The organism is Psychroserpens luteolus (assembly GCF_021032705.1).
In the GTDB taxonomy this organism is placed as follows: domain Bacteria; phylum Bacteroidota; class Bacteroidia; order Flavobacteriales; family Flavobacteriaceae; genus Psychroserpens; species Psychroserpens luteolus.
In genome coordinates this window covers 15,400-36,210 of record NZ_JAHVXI010000001.1, presented here as the reverse complement: position 1 = coordinate 36,210, position 20,811 = coordinate 15,400, and the positions used below count along the sequence as shown (strand labels likewise).

The 20,811-nt window shown below is 33.2% G+C and carries 11 protein-coding genes and 2 tRNA genes; 9 read left to right on the top strand and 4 right to left on the bottom strand.

Translation table 11 applies throughout. The annotated features are described in order from the left end of the window. Positions 1-76 precede the first annotated feature (76 nt). Positions 77-2,707, bottom strand: coding sequence for an AsmA-like C-terminal region-containing protein (locus KWG70_RS00125; RefSeq protein WP_230933956.1), 2,631 nt, complete (start codon positions 2,705-2,707; stop codon positions 77-79). 88 nt (positions 2,708-2,795) lie between these two features. Then, entirely contained in the window at positions 2,796-3,500 is a 705-nt protein-coding gene (locus KWG70_RS00120; protein WP_230933955.1) for a queuosine precursor transporter, read from the bottom strand. Positions 3,501-3,571: 71 nt separating this feature from the next. Between KWG70_RS00120 and folK the strand changes: the two genes are divergently transcribed. Further along, positions 3,572-4,702, top strand: coding sequence for a 2-amino-4-hydroxy-6-hydroxymethyldihydropteridine diphosphokinase (folK, locus tag KWG70_RS00115; RefSeq protein WP_230933954.1), 1,131 nt, complete (start codon positions 3,572-3,574; stop codon positions 4,700-4,702). Here the strand turns inward: folK and KWG70_RS00110 are convergent. Next, complete coding sequence (locus tag KWG70_RS00110) at positions 4,670-5,302, bottom strand: class I SAM-dependent methyltransferase (protein ID WP_230933953.1); 633 nt, start codon at positions 5,300-5,302, stop codon at positions 4,670-4,672. The genes folK and KWG70_RS00110 overlap by 33 nt on opposite strands. Before the next feature lie 47 nt (positions 5,303-5,349). Next, positions 5,350-5,883, bottom strand: a complete 534-nt coding sequence (locus tag KWG70_RS00105; protein WP_230933952.1) for an RNA methyltransferase — start codon at positions 5,881-5,883, stop codon at positions 5,350-5,352. A 122-nt stretch (positions 5,884-6,005) separates the two neighbouring features. On the opposite strand from KWG70_RS00105, the gene mutS reads away from it, so the two are divergent. From mutS to KWG70_RS00065, 8 genes are all read left to right on the top strand, one after another. Beyond that, positions 6,006-8,618 (top strand): DNA mismatch repair protein MutS, encoded by a 2,613-nt coding sequence (gene mutS, locus KWG70_RS00100; RefSeq protein ID WP_230933951.1) that lies wholly within the window; start codon positions 6,006-6,008, stop codon positions 8,616-8,618. 103 nt (positions 8,619-8,721) lie between these two features. Beyond that, positions 8,722-8,793 (top strand) — tRNA-Gly (locus KWG70_RS00095). A gap of 21 nt (positions 8,794-8,814) precedes the next feature. Beyond that, positions 8,815-8,898: transfer RNA gene (locus KWG70_RS00090), tRNA-Leu, on the top strand. Between the two features lie 385 nt (positions 8,899-9,283). Continuing rightward, entirely contained in the window at positions 9,284-17,581 is an 8,298-nt protein-coding gene (locus tag KWG70_RS00085) for a DUF6443 domain-containing protein (RefSeq protein ID WP_230933950.1), read from the top strand. A gap of 10 nt (positions 17,582-17,591) precedes the next feature. Then, positions 17,592-18,119, top strand: coding sequence for a hypothetical protein (locus KWG70_RS00080; protein WP_230933949.1), 528 nt, complete (start codon positions 17,592-17,594; stop codon positions 18,117-18,119). Positions 18,120-18,308: 189 nt separating this feature from the next. Next, entirely contained in the window at positions 18,309-19,169 is an 861-nt protein-coding gene (locus KWG70_RS00075) for an RHS repeat-associated core domain-containing protein (RefSeq protein WP_230933948.1), read from the top strand. After that, positions 19,166-19,690, top strand: coding sequence for a hypothetical protein (locus KWG70_RS00070; RefSeq protein ID WP_230933947.1), 525 nt, complete (start codon positions 19,166-19,168; stop codon positions 19,688-19,690). Before KWG70_RS00075 ends, KWG70_RS00070 begins: the two co-directional genes overlap by 4 nt. Positions 19,691-20,102: 412 nt before the next feature. Beyond that, on the top strand, positions 20,103-20,711 hold the full coding sequence (locus KWG70_RS00065) for a hypothetical protein (protein ID WP_230933946.1): 609 nt from the start codon (positions 20,103-20,105) through the stop codon (positions 20,709-20,711). The last annotated feature ends 100 nt before the right edge of the window (positions 20,712-20,811 follow it).

Sequence of the window (20,811 nt, the reverse complement as noted above, 5' to 3'; positions counted from 1 at the left end):
TATGCACTTCTTTACAAAAAAGACTTAAATTTTGTTGATTTTTAGTTTTTTTTATACGCTTTTTTCCTGAAAGATGTTAGTTTTTAGTCGAATCCTTCTTTTTCTTTCTCTTTTTTAATAGACCACCAAGTAAATCTTTAACACCTTCTTTTAATGGATCTGCTTTTTTAGTAGTGTCGGTTTTTACGATGGTTGAATCTTTGATAGTTTCCTTTTTTGAACCTATGAGTCCACCTAAAAGATCATTAATTTTATCTTTGCCTTGATTTAAAAGTTTTTCTTTTTGAATTTCGACTAATTTCTTTGTCAAATTTGATACACCACTACTTAAATCTGTTTGTACTTGCGGACTAGTATAGCTACCAGTTATATTTGCTGTTACAGGAATTGTGAGTTTATTCACTTCGGCATCATTAATTTTACCAAGCAACTGATTAACATCACTTCCTAAGTACTTGGCAGGCACATCAAAAACCACATTGTAGTTTAAGCTTTTATCAAAGCTGTGTGTGCCAGATACAACAATATCTATATCCTCATAGTTTAGGTTGAATGGTTTTACGCTCACTAAACCGTCAGAAAAGTCAAGCTTCGTTTTCAGGGCTTTTAAATCGAGTTTATTAAAATCAATAAATTTTAAAGCATTACTGAGTTTGCCTAGTATTACTTCATTTTGAGTGATATTTGTGGTGAAAACTTCAGCAAAAGCATCTCCTGAAATGGTATTTAGATTTGGCGTAAATTCATTATTAAGTGTACCTTGTAGTTTGATTACGGTATTGAGTTTTCCTTGTAATACTTTAGCGATAGGAGCTAGGTTTTGTAATAGTTCTAGACCTTTGAACGATTGGGAAATATCAAAATCTTCGGCACCTAAATTAAGGTCAAAAACTGGTATGTCGGTTTTTGTTGAAACGCGACCAGTTAATGCTAAAACACCATTGAATAAATTTGAGGTTAAATTATTTAACTTAGCTTCTTGATCTTTAATTAATAATGTGCCAGTTACATCCTTTAATGTGAGATTGTCATAGACCACTGTTTTTGCATTAGCATTTATTGTACAATCTAAAAAATCTGGAATTTTCAACGATTCACTATCTGATGTTGTTTTATTAGAGTTTTCAGTAGCAGACTCATCTTCAATCATAAAATCACTAACCACAAAATTATTGGAGTTGACATTGAAGTTTCCTTGCAATTCTTTATCGCTTAACAAAAATCCTAGCAAATTTTTAATGGTACCAGTGGCTCTAAAATCACTGGTGCCTGTTTTCGCATCAAAACTATTTAATGAAACATTTCCTGGATTAAAGGTCATGTCTGCTTTGTTAATTTGTATTGGGTTGACTATATCTTCCGAAGAAAAAATGAAATCACTAATGCTAGCATTTCCTGTAGTTTTAATGCGTTGATAAGCATTAGTTTCTATAGCATTCATATCAAAAGATGTATTGAGTTTTCCTTTTAATACTCCACTGAGTTGTTTGTCTAATTCGATAGGGTAGGCTTTGGTTAAATTAGCGAGGTTTAACGTACCATCAATATTAGCATTAACTAATATGTTTTCTGTAAGATTTCGTAGTTGTGCGCTAGACTTAAAGCTGTCGTTATCAATTTTAAAATTCAGTGTTTTGATATCTACATAGGTGTCATCAGAATTTCCTGTAGTATTCTTTATTGCTGTATTTATGGTAATATTATTAACTCGTTTAGGTAAATCAGGATATTTAAATGAAGCATTATTAGATGAAATATTAATATCTAATGTTGGGATGGTGGTTTCTGTTACTTTTCCCTTGATAATACCATTCACTTTAAAATCACCTGAAGTTTCGACATTATCAATATTCTTTGAATAGGCTTCGGGAATTACAGCAAGAAAATTTTTAAAAGATGATTCTGGATTTTCAAATGTGATATCAATATCCTGACCATCTTCCAATTGTTGAAAGTAACCGCTAAACACTAATGGCAATTGATTGATATAGCCTTGGTTCTCCATAAAGGTATAGGTCTGCTCTTTCAAATTCATTCCAATAAGAGCATCTAATTTTACGATGTTTTGATTTAAATATTGCGTGCTATCAATACTCATACTAACTGTGGCAGACGTTTGTGTATCTAATTGCGATTTTTCTTCCGAAAATGTGCCCTTACCCGAATGGTTTAATTCTGAAATATAAATTTGTGTATTAGATTTTTCGTCTAAAAAGGTAAATGCACTATTATTGATTTGGTAGTCTTCGATATCAAAAGCAAATCCGCTAGACGAATCTACCGTTGCTTGTGCGTTTTCTTTTTCTTTGGTAATATCATAATTATTATTTCCCAAAGGATCTGTTTTTAAGGTCAATAAGGCTTCATCTATAGCTATAGAGTTTACTACAATTGGGTCTTCGCTCGCGCTTTTAAATAATTCTTTTACAGACATTGTAAAGGCGATGTTTTTTGCTGTAGCAAAGGTTTCCCCTTCAAAAGGTTTGTAATTGGTGATTACTAAATCGTCAACAGTAACATGAGCTTGTGGAAAGCTGCGAATAAAACTTAAGCTAACATCACTAAATTCAACTTTCGCATTAAGGTTGTCATTAATAAAGGTTTTTACCATGTCTTTTATTTGCCCTTGAAACGCAAACGGTATGGCAATTAATAAGAAAAATATAATGAGTAAAGTAATTCCTGTAATCTTTAGAGCTTTCTTCATGTGATTGTTTTGTAACCTATATACGTACAGAATATAGTTTAAGTCTTGTTAATGCAAAAGTTTAATAAAATTTTAACCCAATCTGCCTTTAAATAAGATCGATTTCTTCATTTATTTTTAAGTTGAAACGTCTTCTAAATAGATAAACACCAAGATATAAAAATGGCGTGTCGAATAAGGCAACTAAGACTTTAAAAAGAAATCCAGCAACCAATAAACCACTAAATCGTTCCCAAGCAATAATATCAAAAGAACACAGTAATAATAATATGGTTAGCGTATCTACAAATTGAGAGAGCCATGTAGAAAAGTTATTACGCAACCATAAATGCTTTCCTTTAGTGAGTCGTTTCCAAAAATGATAGATTTGAATATCGACAAATTGTGCTAATAAATATGCCATCATACTAGCAAATACAGCAATAGCAGTACTCCCAAAAACAGTAGAGAACATTTTGTTTCCAACAGGAGACCAAGGTGTTGCTGGAACCATATTAGAAACATAAACAATAAGTAATGAAAATGCTGAAGCAAAAATACCAGCTACTACGACTTGATTGGCACGCTTCTTTCCAAAGATCTCGCTAATTAAATCGGTAATTAAAAATGTGATCGGATAGGGGAGTATCCCAACTGAAATTTCAAAAAGCTTAGATCCAAAAATCTCAACATCAACAGGATACCAATAAAAAAACTTTTGAAAAATGAGGTTGGAAACCACTAGCGAAGTGATAAAAAGCGCAGCCAAAAATAAATAAATACGTTGTGCGGCAAGTTTGTCTTTTAAGGTCATAAATTGTGAATAAAAACTTACTGTAAATATACGTCAAAGTGATTTTCTTTTCATTATTTTGACAATTCAATATGAATTCTACTAACCACGTTTACATCGCTCTTGGGAGTAATAAAGGCGACAGATTAAAATATCTGCAGGATGCCGTGAATTTAATTTTTACTGAGATTGGTAAGGTTAATAGCATTGCAAAAGTGTACAATACACCTGCGTTTGGCTTTGAAGGAGACGATTTTTTAAATACGTGTATTGCTATTCAAACGTCTTTTTCTTCGGAAGCGATTTTGGAAAAATTGCAGCTTATAGAAAAAAAGCTAGGACGTGACAATAGGCAGTCAACTACTTATGAATCAAGGACCATAGATTTGGATATTTTGTTTTTCAATGCTGAGATAATCAATAATAACGAATTGATAGTTCCGCACCCAGAACTGCAGAACAGACAGTTTGTATTGCAACCATTAAAGGATATTGCATCAAAATTTGAACATCCGCTTTTGAAAAAAACTACTGAAGAACTATTGTTGGAATGTGAAGATGAAACAGAAATTGAAGACATCAAGATTTGGCTGAAGAACCCATCGAAGCAATTTAATTTTTCAAGTTATAACTACATCGCGATTGAAGGAAATATTGGTGCTGGAAAAACAAGTTTAGCTCATCAGATCTCCAATGATTTTAATGCGAAGTTAATTTTAGAACGTTTTGCTGATAACCCGTTCTTGCCTAAATTTTACGAAGAGCCACAGCGTTATGCGTTTACACTAGAAATGTCATTTCTAGCCGATCGTTACCAACAAATAAGTGACGATTTATCTCAATTAGACTTGTTTAAGGATTTTATAGTGAGTGACTATGACATTTATAAGTCACTTATTTTTTCTAAAATCACCTTACCAGAAGATGAGTTTAAACTTTATCGAAAGCTCTTTTACTTGATGTATAAAGACATTGCAAAACCGGAGTTATACGTCTATTTGTACCAAAATACAGAACGATTACAAGACAATATTAAAAAGCGTGGTCGTGATTACGAACAAAATATTGATGATGAATATTTAGAAAAGATCAATTCTGGGTATTTAGACTTCTTAAAAAAGCAAACAGAACTCAATGTAAAAATCATTGATATTTCGGATAAAGACTTTGTAAATAGTCGTGATGATTATTTATGGTTGTTGGGTGAGATTTGTAATGAATAGTCTTGTTACGATTTGACTTCTGTTTTCGTTCAAAACAATTGTATTCAAAACAGACTGCCTTACAACTTTTAAGTTAAAAGGAGCTTTTAATAAGTCAACACCGCTGTTATGTTTTAATCGAATCCCTTGTCCCGAAATAATATCTTTATTTGGTGTGAATCTTCCTGTTGGAATGTGTTCAGTTAAAACAATGTATTTATAGTGCCTTAATTTTTTAGTTATGGTTTGAATTTCTGCATTTGATAAATGTTGAAGTACTTGTCGTATTATAATGCAATCTGTAAGTGGTAGTTGATCTTTCGCAGCATCTAAACAATGAAATTCAAGATAATCTTCTTTAAACTTAGTTTTGTTTCTTTTTATGAGGTCTTCAACAATATCAATAGCGATATATCTATTTGTGAATTGGGTTAGTTGTTTTCCTATATTGAAATCGCCACACCCTAAATCACAAACCGTTAACGCATTGTTGTGAGATTTTAGAAAGGAAACTATGGCTTCTAAGTATGGTTCTACGATTTCTGGGTCATGAGAACCTTCTCCCGAATAAAAATCAATATGCTTTCCGCCCCAAAGATGTTGTTCATAAATCTGATTCATGACAGCTTTTGTTGGCCAAGGTTTTTTAGATTTTTTAGTCAATTATTTTAGGGGTTTAAGAGTTTACTAAACACATCCCAAACCACAACACCGCAACTAACGGAGATATTTAAAGAATGCTTTGTGCCAAACTGCGGGATTTCAATTACCAAATCACTAGCATCTACAACCTCTTGAGTGACTCCTTTTACTTCATTACCAAAAACAAGTGCGTAAGTTTGATCTATTTCAGGTTGGAAATCGTTAAGCATAGTCGCCTCTTCAGCTTGTTCAATTGAAACCACCTTGATATTTTCAGATTTTAGTTTATCAACAATATCTAGTGTGTTTTCAATATACTCCCATTCTACAGTTTCGGTACTTCCCAAAGCGGTTTTTCTAATGTCGTTATGTGGAGGTGTAGCCGTAATTCCGCAGAGGTAAATCTTTTCAACTAAAAAAGCATCGCTCGTACGAAATACAGAGCCAATATTATTCAAACTCCTAATATTATCAAGGATAATGATAAGCGGTGTTTTTGGGGCTTGTTTAAATTCGTCGACGTTCAATCGGTCGAGTTCGCTATTTTTTAGTTTTCGCATGTTAAAATCTTACGCTTTTTGTAAATAACTTCTGGTTATTGAGCTTTATAAAACTTCAAATTATAAGTACTTTAGCAGTCTTAGAGTTTTGACAAAAATACTATTTAAAAAAGATAAAACCATTGGCTAAAAAAGCAAAAAAGGAAACACCGTTAATGAAACAATATAATACCATCAAGGCAAAGTACCCTGATGCGTTGTTATTATTTAGAGTTGGTGATTTTTATGAAACCTTTGGTCAAGATGCTGTCCGAGCTTCTAAAATTCTCGATATCATTTTAACCAAACGAGGTGCTGGTAGTGAAACAGAAACCGAATTAGCTGGATTTCCACATCATTCATTAAACACGTATTTACCAAAATTGGTCAAAGCTGGAGAGCGTGTGGCAATTTGCGATCAACTAGAAGATCCAAAACAAACAAAAACGATTGTAAAACGTGGTGTTACAGAGTTAGTGACCCCAGGTGTAGCGCTTAATGATGATATTTTACATTCGAAAAGCAACAATTTTTTGGCTGCTGTGTTCTTCGGAATAAAAGCTGTAGGCATATCATTTCTTGATGTATCTACAGGCGAATTTTTCATCTCCCAAGGAAATGAAGAATATGTTGACAAGCTACTCCAAAACTTTAGACCTAGCGAAGTGTTGGTGTCAAAACCAAATCGAAAAAAGTATAATGAGACTTTTGGACATGATTTTCATGCCTTCTATCTTGAGGATTGGGTGTTTCAAGATGACTATGCTAATGAAACCTTACTAAAGCATTTCAATACAAAATCGTTAAAAGGTTTTGGAATTGATGATTTATATGAAGGTATTGTATCATCAGGAGCTGTCTTGCATTATTTAGGCGAAACACAACATCATAAATTACAGCATATCACAGCGATCCAACGTTTGGCAAAAGGAGAGCATGTTTGGATGGACCGTTTCACAATTAAAAACTTAGAGTTATATCATTCTACCAATCAGAATGCCGTAACTCTTGTTGATGTTATTGATAAGACCATTTCTCCAATGGGAGGTCGCTTACTCAAGCGCTGGTTAGCATTACCTCTTGTTGATAAAGAAGGAATTAATAAGCGTCATGATGTAGTTGAGTTTATAAAAAACGATTCGGAATTACTGCAAAAGATTCAACATCAATTAAAGCAGATTGGTGATATTGAGCGTCTTATTTCAAAAGTGGCCACTGCTAAAATCACACCTCGTGAGGTTATTCAACTTAAAAATGCTTTAGAAGCTATCGTGCCTATTCAAGCTTTGGCTATTCAAACAGACAATAAAGCTTTACAGTATTTAGGTGAGCAAATGGATGCCTGTGACGAACTTCGAGAACGTATCAAAGCCACTCTAAATGAAGAAGCTCCTGTTAATATCTTAAAAGGAAAAACGATTTCTTCTGATTTTTCTTCTGAACTCAAAGAACTCCGAGACCTTTCGGCTTCAGGGAAAGATTACCTCGACAAAATGCTGGAGCGTGAAAGCGAACGAACCGGAATTACCTCACTCAAAATAGCGTCTAATAATGTATTTGGGTATTATATTGAAGTGCGTCATACACATAAGGATAAGGTTCCAGAGGAATGGATTAGAAAGCAAACACTGGTAAGCGCAGAACGCTATATTACTGAAGAACTCAAAGAATACGAAACAAAAATTCTAGGTGCCGAAGAACGTATTTTGGCTATAGAACAGCAGCTATTTACCGAGCTAGTGCATTGGATTGGACAGTTTATTAAACCGGTTCAGAAAAACTCAGCATTAATTGCACAATTAGATTGCCTTACTGGTTTTGCCCAATTAGCCATCGAAAATAAGTATACAAGACCAATTCTCACAGAAGGCTATGAATTAGACATCAAAAATGGAAGACATCCTGTGATTGAAAAACAATTGCCACATGGGGAACCTTACATTGCAAATGATGTTTATCTTGATAGGGAACAACAGCAAATTATAATGATTACGGGACCTAATATGTCGGGTAAATCGGCTATTTTGCGTCAAACAGCTTTAATAGTTTTACTAGCACAAATGGGAAGTTTTGTTCCTGCGGAAATAGCAACACTTGGATTAACAGATAAGATCTTTACAAGAGTAGGTGCTAGTGATAATATCTCGATGGGCGAATCGACATTTATGGTAGAAATGAATGAAACAGCTTCTATCTTAAATAACATATCAGATAGAAGTTTAGTGTTATTAGATGAAATTGGGCGTGGTACAAGTACCTATGACGGGATTTCTATTGCTTGGGCCATAAGTGAGTATTTGCATGAACATCCAAGCAAAGCGAAAACTTTATTTGCAACACATTATCATGAACTCAATGAAATGTCAGAGACTTTCGAACGTATTAAAAATTTTAACGTTGCCGTAAAAGAATTAAAAGATAACGTTTTGTTTTTGAGAAAGCTTGTAGAAGGTGGTAGCGAGCATAGTTTTGGAATTCATGTTGCCAAGATGGCAGGAATGCCACAACAAGTAATTCATCGTGCTAATAAGATATTAAAACAGCTTGAAAAATCACATTCAAGTGAAGAATTGACTGATAAGGTAAAAACGTTGGATAATGAGATGCAATTGAGTTTCTTTAATCTAGATGATCCCTTATTGGAGCAAATTAAAGAGGAGATTGTCAATACAGATATTGATACCCTTACTCCTGTTGAGGCATTGATGAAACTCAATGAAATTAAACGTATGTTGCTGAAAAAGAAGCGCGCATAAAAAAAGTGTATTTTTTTCTATAAAAGGCTTTGCATTTCTAAGAAAAGTCTTAAATTTGCGCTCGCAATTACAACAAAACGTTCATTTAAATAATTGCTATAATGCGAAAGTAGCTCAGGGGTAGAGCATCACCTTGCCAAGGTGAGGGTCGCGGGTTCAAATCCCGTCTTTCGCTCTAAACCTAAAAATATACCAAGCTGAAGTGGTGGAATTGGTAGACACGTTGGACTTAAAATCCAATGTCCATTAGGACGTACGGGTTCAAGTCCCGTCTTCAGTACAGATGAAAAGCCGAAACGAAAGTTTCGGCTTTTTTGTTTTCAAAATTGTCGGGAGCTTGCTGGCGAAATGATTTTGAAAACAAAAAAGAAACCTAAGAATTTGAATCCCCTCGCTAGCGCAAGCGTCTACGCTTGTGCTAATAGGTAAAATAAAAGCCATGATGAGAGTCATGGCTTTTATGTTGATGAGTCATATTCTTTATATGATTTTTTAAACTTAAAACATTACAAATAGGGAGGTAAGCACGCCTATATCGTAAGTAAAAAACCGCTGTTACAACTCTAATAGTTGCTATATTTAGTAAGTGATAATTAGCTATCAAAACCAGATTATGGTCTTCATAAGGTTTTGAAAATCCATTAACAATAAAACTTAGTATCTCAATGAAAAATTTTGCAGTACGCATTATAACTGTATGTGCAGTTATGATGTCCCTCGTGTCTTACGGACAAGAATTACCAGAAGTGATTCCACCATCTCCAACTGTTTCCAGTCTAATGCATTTTGAAGAAGTGCCAGTAGATTATTATTCGGGTCAACCCAATATTCAATTTCCAATATATAGTAAATCTATTGGGTCAAATGTAACGATACCTATAGTACTTAGATATAATACACTTGGGCTTCGTTTGGATGAGCGTTCTGGATGGACAGGTACAGGCTGGTCCTTAGATGGAGAGATTGTCATTTCGCGAACGGTTAGAGGTATTAGAGATGAAGCGATGAGAACTGACAACCCAGTAAATAAAGACGAAGTAGGAATTCATCACAATAATTTTTCGAATATCAATTTTGATCAATCATTTACTAATCGTATTCAAGATGTAGAGTTACAAAATTTTTTATGGAATTCATCAGGAAAAGGAAGTGGGAGCCACAATGGTATTCAATATGATAACTATGGTGGTTTTTTAATTAGTGATGGCGCCTATGATAAAGAACCAGATTTATACCAACTAAGCTTATTAGGAAGCTCTGCAAGATTTATTATGCTTAGGGTAGGTAATACTTTAGAAGTAAAAATGCTTAGTAACGATAGTAATCTTAAAGTAATACCAACGTATAATAATACAACTTATGCAATAACATCGTTCACGATTACAGATACTAATGGTGTTAATTATATCTTGGATGTTACCGAAACCAATACAAATGTAACGGGTTCTGAAAGTATTTTGCAAAATGATACTAATACAGGGATTTCCTCTTCTCAAACAACGCATGTTTCAGCATGGAAAGTAAGAGAGATTAGAGCAACTAATAACGAATTGTTGGCTACCTATAGCTACCAAAATGTCCTTGAGGAATTTTCGACACCTATATCATTTACAGAGCATACAATTAGGAGTGTTGATGCATATTTTCAAGGTAACCCACTCTCTCTTGAATTTTTCTTGGGAGAAGTAGGAACCACTGCCAACCAATATCAAGATTATAATGCTTCTGTTGCTTTACCAAAGCGAACAGCAACAGCTACAACCATAGAGGTGAGTTCTAAAAAGCTTAGTTCGATTGTATTTAATCGAGACGGATCTCAAGTTAATTTTTTATTGGGTAGTGGTGCTCATCCAGAATATTTGAACAATTCTGGTAAGGTGCTAGAAGAGATAGAGATTTTAGATCAAAATGGCGCAGATTATAAAAGCTTTGATCTAATTTATGGAACTATTGTTCAAGGAAACCGACTGTTTTTAGAAAGCGTTAAAGAATATTTTCCTAACACGAGTAGCCAAGATTTCCATACTTATGACTTTGCATATAAGGATAAACACTTATTGCCAAGTATAGCTAATAACAACGGTGTTGGTCTAGATGGAAATAGAGATCTTTGGGGTTACTACAAGGTTGCAGATCCTGCTAATTCACCTATTGTTTACGCATTACCAGATCGAAGTGCAGATAAAGATGCCGTGACTACAGGTGTTTTAGAGTCTATAACGTATCCAACAGGAGGGAAGAAGGAGTTTAATTTCGAGTCCAATACATTTTCTCACCGAGGTTCACGCCCTTTTACAGATGCCGAGTTTAAAATGTATAATCCAGACAACTGGAACCTAGGCTCTAACTCATCTAATGCACAAATTTATTTTAATAATAATGATAGTTCGCCGCAATCGATAATTACGAGCAGTACTTTTACAATAACCGATCAACAGGTCGTAGAGTTTATTCCAGATATTGATTATCAAAATGCTAATGGAGCAGTGGGAACCGATAATGGTACTGGTTATATAGAAGATCCAGTAGATGAATATTTAGAAAATATTCGAATCGCTTTAGAAAAAGATGATGGCAACGGTAACTTTAATGAAGTAGATGTCTTTTCTTTTTTACAGAGAAGGACACAATCTCTAGAACCTGGAGATTACCGTTTGACCTATGTTAATTTAACACTTCCAGGCAGTAACCAACCACTTATAGAAGCGGGAGGAACACTTTATTATAAAAGTTACAAATTAGCAACAGATAAGGTAATCTATGGAGGTGGATTGCGAATTAAGTCCATAAGCTTTCTCGATAGTGATGATAGTGTAAAGAAGAGAATCAATTACGATTATAACGAGAATTCTAAGTTTTCAGATTCAATTCCACTTGTTAAAAAGCCTATTTCCAGTGGTGTGATTGATGGTTTTTTAACAAATTATAAGGAGTATATAATTACTAAATCCCACCTATTTAATCAATTTGATGGTTCTGGTGGAAACAATATGTATGTAGGGACTTTTGATGCTAATTTTAATTATTCGGTTAAAGAATATCTTAATAGCGCCTATGTCTCTATGACAAAGGGTAACTATGTAGGTTACAGAAACGTTAATGTTTATGAGACCAATGGTGAAGAGCCAGGAATAAATAGTACTATAGATTTTAATGGTAGGACAGTATACCAATATACAACTCCGGCAGACCATCCTACGGAGCGATTAAATTATGGATGGCCATTTTTTCCAAATGAAGATCAGTCTTACCTGCATGGATTATTAGTATCTCAACGGGTTTATGACAAATCTGGTTTGATCTTAAAAGAGACCAAAAACAGCTACCATGACCCAATTAAGATAAAGCAAGGACATTATATATTTACTGTAGATGATCCTTCATGCGCATGGACACAGATTTATCAAACATATAAAGCCTATTTAGATCATTTTCCAGATAATCCAGGACCAGGAATGGATACCAGTAGTGCTAGTAACTTTGATAATTGTGTAACAGATAATATACCCAATGTAGTGGCCTATAATGTTCCTGTTAATTATTGGATAAAAGACTTATACTATTCAAGAATTCAACTAAAAGACACACAATCAAAAGAGTACTTTTATGGTGATAATGGGACGCAATCTATTAAAGAGTCTCTACAATCCTTTACATATGAGCCTACAAACTATCAAGTGAGTGAACAAATATCATCATTTAAGGAAAATGGATTAGATGTTGAATATAAAACTAACTTTTATTATCCTGTAGGTATAAGCTACGGCAGTACTCCAGGCACTGTAAAGAATGCTATGGAAAACGCAAATATGATTAATACAGTTTTAGAAACACAGACTTATAGGAATAATATAAAAACCTCAGAGACCAATACGGTTTATGGACTATTTAATGGATTGCCTCTGCCATCTCAGGTAAAAACAGCAAAAGGTAATGATAGTCCCGAAAAGAGAATTGAATTTCATAACTATGATACCTATGGAAATCCTCTTGAGGTCAGTAAGGCATCCGGAATACATATGAGTTATATATGGGGTTACGATAAATCATTCCCAGTTGCAAAAGCAGTAAACACCACTTATGCAACTATAGAAAGTGTGTTGGGAACTAATTTTAATTTAGGTGGTACAGGATTGAGTTCTACTCAAAAAAGCGATTTAAAAACTTTAGTAAGCAGCGCACAGTGGATGTTCTATGATTATAATCCAATGATTGGTGTTACGAATACCGAGGATGCAAGAGGATATGAAATGTCTTATGAATATGACGATTTCTATCGTTTATATCGTGTTAAAGATGCTTCAGGTTATATTTTAAGTGAAAATGAATATTATTATGGATTACCAAGCTATGTAAAAACTACAGGTTTTAAGGTGGAAACCACTACAGGAACGGTTAATAGTGATCAAAAAATGGAGAGCATTACTTATCTTGATGGCTTAGGTAGACCAATACAAGCAATCACTAAGCAAGCAGGCGGAAATAAACAAGATATTATGGTGCCAAGTGTCTATGATGATTTTGGTCGTCAAACAATGGAATATCTACCTTATGCTAATCCTAATCAAGTGGTTGGTACAGCTAATCTTAACTTTAGAGATCCTACAACCCTATTACAGGATCTTGAGCAATATTATCATGATAACTATATTGAGGATAGAATTGGACTTAATGAGATCAATGCCTATTCAGAAAAGACTTTTGATGCCTCACCACTAAATAGGGTTATTGAGCAAGCTGCACCAGGAAACGACTGGAAATATGATGAAAACAATGTGTCTTATATCACAGTCAATACAAGTATTGAAAACATTGTAGATGATATGGACGTAGAGATTCTTCGTGAGATGCTTAAAGATGGACATATAGTGCCTTTAAATAATTATGATTTTGACTATACGTATAGTGATGTTGGAGATTTTAGTATCCTGTCAAACCAACTTACATTAGATATTAATACGAGTTGGGGAAATAATGAAACGCATCCTGTTAGAGTAGGACATCTCGTATATATCAATTCGGGAACGCATGTTTTGGACGATATCTATTTAGGTCAGTTAAAAGACACAAACAATGCTCTAATCCCCTACCACGTTGAGATTAATGATGGTTACTTAGAAATTACATCTACCAATCCAAAGGTAAAGGTAGATGGTGTTATTGGAAACTTTACATATGCGATTCCTACATCAGTAAATGTTGATGTTCTCAAACCAGAATCCACTAATCACACCATCAAGTTTGATTACCAGTTAAATAGTGAGAAGATCGCTAAATACAGTGTGATTTTTCCAACTCTTAATACCGAGGAGCCACAGTTGTATTACGATGGGGAATATAGTGAGTTAGGTGAGCTATATAAAACGATTACTAAAGATGAGAATTGGTATCCTAATCAAACACATCCAGAGGCGCATACCACAGAGGAGTTTACCAACTCAATGGGTCAGGTGATATTAAAACGCAGCTATGATTCCGATGGTATTAAGCACGATACACAATATGTCTATGATGACTTTGGAAATCTAACTTATGTATTATCACCAAAAGGGAATGATTTACTAACAAAAGTATTTGCTGCAACCACATTTACAGATATTGAGGATTATAAAAGTTTCGTTCCTCTGGATAAAAAAGGCAACTTGATTGCTGGAGGAGATGGAGATGTTGATGTTATTGTTGATGCTACGGCAAATACGATAACGGTAGATTTTAATATGGGTTTTAGTACGAGTATTTATCTTAAGCAAGGCGCCATATTCCAATTAAGTCAAACCATACCAGACATGGTTATAGGTACTATTTTAGGCGGTAATTATACAGTATCTATACAGGATGGTTATTTATTTTTAGCAGGAAGTGGTAATACAAGTACAATAAATGAAAGTATAGTGGCTAGTTTACCAACATATTTAATATCTAATTCTGTATTAGAGGATTTATGTTATCAGTATCGTTATGATCAACGAAACCGATTGGTAGAAAAGAAAATACCACAAAAAGGTTGGGAGTATATTGTGTATGACAAGTTGGATAGACCAATGTTAACCCAAGATGCTTTACAACGAGCAAAGTCTACACCAGAGTGGTTATTCACAAAGTATGATGCATTTGATCGTGTGGCTTACACTGGTATTTATAGTAAAAACATCTCACGTTCAGCTATACAATCTACCATTAATGCGAGCTCGTCTTCAGTAGATGGATCAAGTACATCAACGATAGATGGTATCACTGTGTATTATTCAAATAATGTATATCCAACGACAAATCTAAGCTTGCACAGTATTAATTATTACGACACCTATAATGCAAGTTTAACTAATGCGTTTTCAAATCCAGGAACCGTATTTGGAGAGCAGGTCACAAGCAATACCAAATCATTGCCTACAGGAAGTATGGTGCGTGTCTTGGATAATAGCGATTGGATTACAACGGTTAGCTATTATGATGATAAAGCTCAGCCTATTTATGTAGGTAGTGAAAACACATATCTCAATACAGAAGATGTTATCAAATCTGAATTAGACTTTACAAGCATTGTAACAAAAACAGAGAGTACACATACAAAAGGGAGTAATGCAGCCATAGTGGTAACCGATAGATTTACCTATGACCATGCCAATAGATTACTCACACACAAACAACAAATTACAGGCGAACCAGAAGAGCTTATTGTAAAAAACACTTATGATGAACTAGGGCAATTGCGAAATAAAGATGTAGGCAATGAAGAAGCAACACCACTACAAAGCATTGCTTATAATTATAATATACGCGGTTGGTTAACACATATTAATAATCCTGATGCTATTGGCAATGATTTGTTTAGCTTTAAAATTAATTACAATACACTAGAGTTGGGTTTAAGTAATGAAAAGCTCTTTAATGGTAATATAAGTGAAACGATTTGGAAAACGGCCAATGATCCTATAGCAACAACAAGAGGATATGCCTATGAGTATGATGCGCTTAATAGAATTTTGTCTGGAAACATGGCTATAGATACAGGTAGTGGTTATGCACAAGCAAATGGGTATCACCTTAACGGTTTGCAGTATGATAAAAACGGAAATATAAAATCATTACAACGCACAGGAGAAACAGCAGTTTTTGACAATCTTATTTACACCTATACAGGGAATCAATTATTAAGAGTTAAAGATTTAATTGGTAACCAACAAACCGAAGGCTTTATAGATGGATATACAGGATCTGTAGACTATGAGTATGACGATAATGGTAATATGGTAAAAGATAGAAATAAAAGCATTCCGTTGATTAGTTATAATCATCTTAATCTGCCAACTCAGGTAAAAGTTAATTATTCTAATACAGAAAAAATTGACTATATTTATGATGCAACAGGTCTAAAATTGAAAAAAGTGGTTGACGATAATGGCAATATTACTACTACCGAATATGCTGGTAACTACATTTATGAAAATAGTGTACTTAAGTTCTTTTCACATCCAGAAGGTTATGTAGAACCTAATGGTGTAAGTTATGAGTATGTTTACCAATATAAAGACCATTTAGGTAATATTAGATTGAGTTACTCAGATCCTAATGACAGTTATCAAGATATTTTAGATAGTGATCTTACCAATAGTTATAATGGATGGGTTCATAATGGCGTGGTCACCTCAGAACTTACCAATGGTACTCTACGAGTTGATGTAGACAATCAATTTGAAGGGATTAAAAATGAGCTACCAGATTTAACGGTAGCGCCAGGAGATGTACTGGATATTACATTAGAGTTCGACAAAGGGACGACCCAATCTAGTGTTAGGTTATATTTCCAGGAGTTAGATGCTAATGGCAACCATTTGAGTTGGAATACTATAGATAGCAACCTGCAAACGGGAACGCATGTATATACGTACACTGTAAATGCAGCCAATAAATTAACCTTACGCATAGATAAGGACAATACCAATACAAGTTCACTTACCTCTTTTTATGTAGACCATGTAAGTGTCACTACAGGCGCTTTAGAGATATTAGAAGAAAACAACTACTATCCCTTTGGCTTGAAACATAAAGGCTACAATGTCGTCGTATCTTCAAACAGTAACTCTATGGCAAGTAAATATAAATATAATGGAAAGGAACTTGAAGAAGAATTAGGGAAAGACACATATTCTTATGGATGGAGGGATTATGACCCTGCTTTGGGAAGGTTTAATAAGATTGATAGGTTTGCAGAAAAATATCAAAACCTATCATCATATGCATATGCTGCGAATAATCCAATAAGGTATATAGATATTAAAGGGGATAGTATTGCAGGTCTAACTAAGAAAGATGCTAGAAGAACAAGGAGGTTAATTAGAAAAAATTTTAAAGGTAAAAACAGAAAGCTTCGTAAGTTGTTTAAAACTAGTGGTAACGGATTTCAAAAAATAAGTAATAGTGATTTGAATAAGGCAATGGAAGGAGTTGATAGAGAAGCAGCGATATTAGCAAGAGCATATGCCCAAACAATTAATTCTAATGATATACATAGAGTTGAAACTGTTAAACGAAAAGATAAATTAAGTAAATTTTCCCAAACAAAAACTGCTATTGGTTTTATGGGACAGAATACAGGTGAAAGAGTAGATGCGTTATCAGGTGGTGCTATAACTGCACTGGATAATAAAGGAGGAACATTGACTGTTATTGTTATGGATTCACAAAACCCTTTAGGACTATTAGATACGAAAACTAATACAATTATGAATAGAAAATTAAATTTAGTATCTACTGCTGCACATGAAATCTTGGGTCATGGAGTTGGAATAGTGAAAAATTCACCGAATGCATTACAATTAGATGCTGTGCAAATGGAAAATTTAAGTTTACGAGTTCAGGGTCTTGGGAGATATCAAAGAAATGAACATGCAGATAATGAGAAAGAGAATCATTTGACTTTTACAAAAAATCAGTATTCGGGAATCCCCACATTTTTTAATTAAAATATTAGACATGAAAAATTATTATTTACTTTGCATTTCATTGATGTTATCAATCCTGTGTATCGCTCAAAATGATACTAAAAATGAATTTGAAAAAGATTTTTTATACCATGATAAATATGTCACGGAATTTATTGACGAGCTAAAAGATACGGATGTTGTCAATATAATTCGATTATCAGATTTAAATTTTGTTTCAAATGATACTTACATATTTTGGCAAGAGAATAACCAGTTGTTTTCTCGTTTAATATCTAATAGAAGATTAAAAAAAAGAATTAAAAACAAAAAGATGCGCATAAGTAAAATAGATCAAGAGAGTATTTTTAAATTATTTGATACAAAAAATGACTATGCATTTTTAAAAGAGTATGAAAGTTGCGAGAGTGAATTTAGTCATCATTACAGGATAAATCTTCACATTCAAGATAATAAATATGATATAAACTCTAGTTGTTTGCAAAGCATTAAGAAGAATGATTTAGTTGGGGTTCTTTTTAGAATAGTGAATGGTGACTCCGGTAGTGTCCCAAATTAGGACATAACTTAAAAATAGAATTTAAATAATCGAAAAGCAGTAATTATTAGTTACTGCTTTTCTTCATAAAGAGTCTTTGTTAAGGATAGTAGTTCTAAATTGAAGATTCTTAGTAAAGAGAAACGTTCTTTAAAAATACTGTAGCAAAAGTTAGAAACAGCTTGTAAAAAATGTCAAAAGGTCAAAAAATTGGTCTTAGACTACTATCCATTTGGCTTAAAACATAAAGGGTATAATAACGTGGTTAATTCAACAAACATTGCTCAGAAGTACAAATACAATGGCAAGGAACTCAACGAAGAGCTTGGACTAGATTGGTACGATTATGGATGGAGAAATTATGATGCAAGTATAGGAAGATGGATGAATATTGATCCCTTAGCTGAAAAATATTATGAATTCTCAACTTACAATTATGTAAAAAATAATCCTATATATTTTGTTGATCCAGATGGAATGGAAATTTATATTCATCGAGGTAGAAATATGAATGATGAACAATATGAAGAGTTCAAAAATCAAGTTTTGGCAGATTTACAAAAATTATCAGATAATACTTTAGAGATTGATGAAAATGGAAAAGTGATTGAAATAGAGTGTGGTGGAACTGAAACTTGTAATGAAGCATCTAGTGTTGTCTCTAAGCTCATTTATGATGATAGTCGTATCAATATTTTTAAATCAAAGGGAAAAAATGTAACTATTCCGGGAAAAGGAAGTGACTTAAAAGAAGATGGGACGCCAGGTAAAGGAAGTGATTTTGTGAGAATAAATTATGATCCTAATCTAAGAGAAGGTGGATTAGATGTGAATGGAAGTTATGATAGGGATCCTTATATTGGATTAGCTCATGAATTAGGTCACGCATTTGATGCAATTAATGGAACTAGAGATAAAAGTAAATCGACAATGAAAGATCCAGATGAACCAGAAAGAGATAAAGCAAAAACACTAACTAAAAAAGAAGTTAAAGCTAGAAAGTTTGAAAATAAAATACGTCAAGAACAAGGGTTACCATTAAGGAAACTCGGAAAAGAAAAAACAAAATGAAAAATATAGTTTATTTATTACTAGCAATTGTGTTTTTAAGTTGCAAAAACGAGAAGCAATATATCACATTTCAACAATGGCATAACTCTATAGAGAGTGCTATTAACAATTCAGATATAGAAGAATTTCAAAAAGAAAATTTATTAATAAGTATTAGTGAAATTTCTAATCAAGACTTTAAAAAATTAAATGAGTTAATTGAAACTGAAAAAAGAGTAGAAAAGGAATATTATGTTTTAGAAGTCTCAGATGGAGAAGTTAGTTCTACTACATTAAATTGTATAAAGGAAACAAAAGACGAAACATTCTTATCTAAAGTTATTATTAGTATAGGAGAGAGAAACTTTGATAAACGTATAGTTTCAGTTGAAAACAAATTCTCTGATATGATTAAAATGACAAAAGATAATAAATACAATTATGATTTATTAATTACAAGTAACAATGATGGAGAAATTATATCTTTTTTTAAAAATGCAAACGACTCAATTTTAGATCTAATTACTTCTACTGTTTACTAGTATCCCCCTCACTGGCGCAAGCGTCGACGCTTGTGCTAAAAGATAAAGTAAGTAAAACCTGATCGCGCGGATTTGTAATCCGTGTACAATCCAAAACATATTTAAAACCAGAACAACCATATTGTATGGTATATGTAAAATTCCAATTCCTAAGCTAACGCAAGCGTCCACGCTTGTGCTAATAGATAAAGCAAAAGCCATGATGAGAGTCCTGGCTTTTGTTTTAGAGTATATTGTAGATTATTTTCTGTATTTTTATGATTCGTGTTAAGGTAGAGATCGATTGAGTTATGTTTACTTACGATATAACACATATTATGTTTCTTATGTCACTAGCGAGACGCTAGCGCCAGCGAGGGGAGACGCTAGCGCCAGCTTGGGGAACATAACATATTTTCTTTAATTTTTAATTATGAAACTATTAAGAGTATTTATTTTGATAATTCTTACTGGATGTACATCTACTTCTGCAGTCAAATCAACGTCTGATGAATATAATCTACGGTATTTTGAAGAAGCTCAACAGTTGAAAAGTGAACAATTAAGAAAATTAGTAAATAGCAATGACAATTATGCATATTTGGAATACTCATATTTAAAATTATTTAAGTATTGTAGAGATGACAATTTTGATAAAAAGCTTTTTGAAGAATCTACTCTTCAAAGTATAGAATATATGAATTTCCCTGATTTTTGTGGTTATTATTGGAATGATTCATTCGATTTGAATTTAAATTCTATTGACAAGAGTTATGAAAAAGATGAAAAATGTAAACCCGCTTCTGAGTCAAAAATCCCCTTTATAAAAAATTTGATAGATTACTTTAAAGAACCTAAAAATACTCCGATAGTCGTTGAAGATAACCAAAGTCGTTTATTAATCTCTGAAGTTGAAAATAAAAATGAATATAATAAGGGTGTATATATTTATTCTAAATTTAAATTATCAAATGGTAAAATAATATCACATGAGGTTAAATATTTTAAACTAATTGAAGAAATTGATAATGTTCAAAATTAGGACATAGCTAAAAATGTGATTATGAATAATCGAAAAGCAGTAATTAATTACTGCTTTTCTTCATAAAGAGTTCTTTGTTAAGGATAGAAGTTCTAATTTA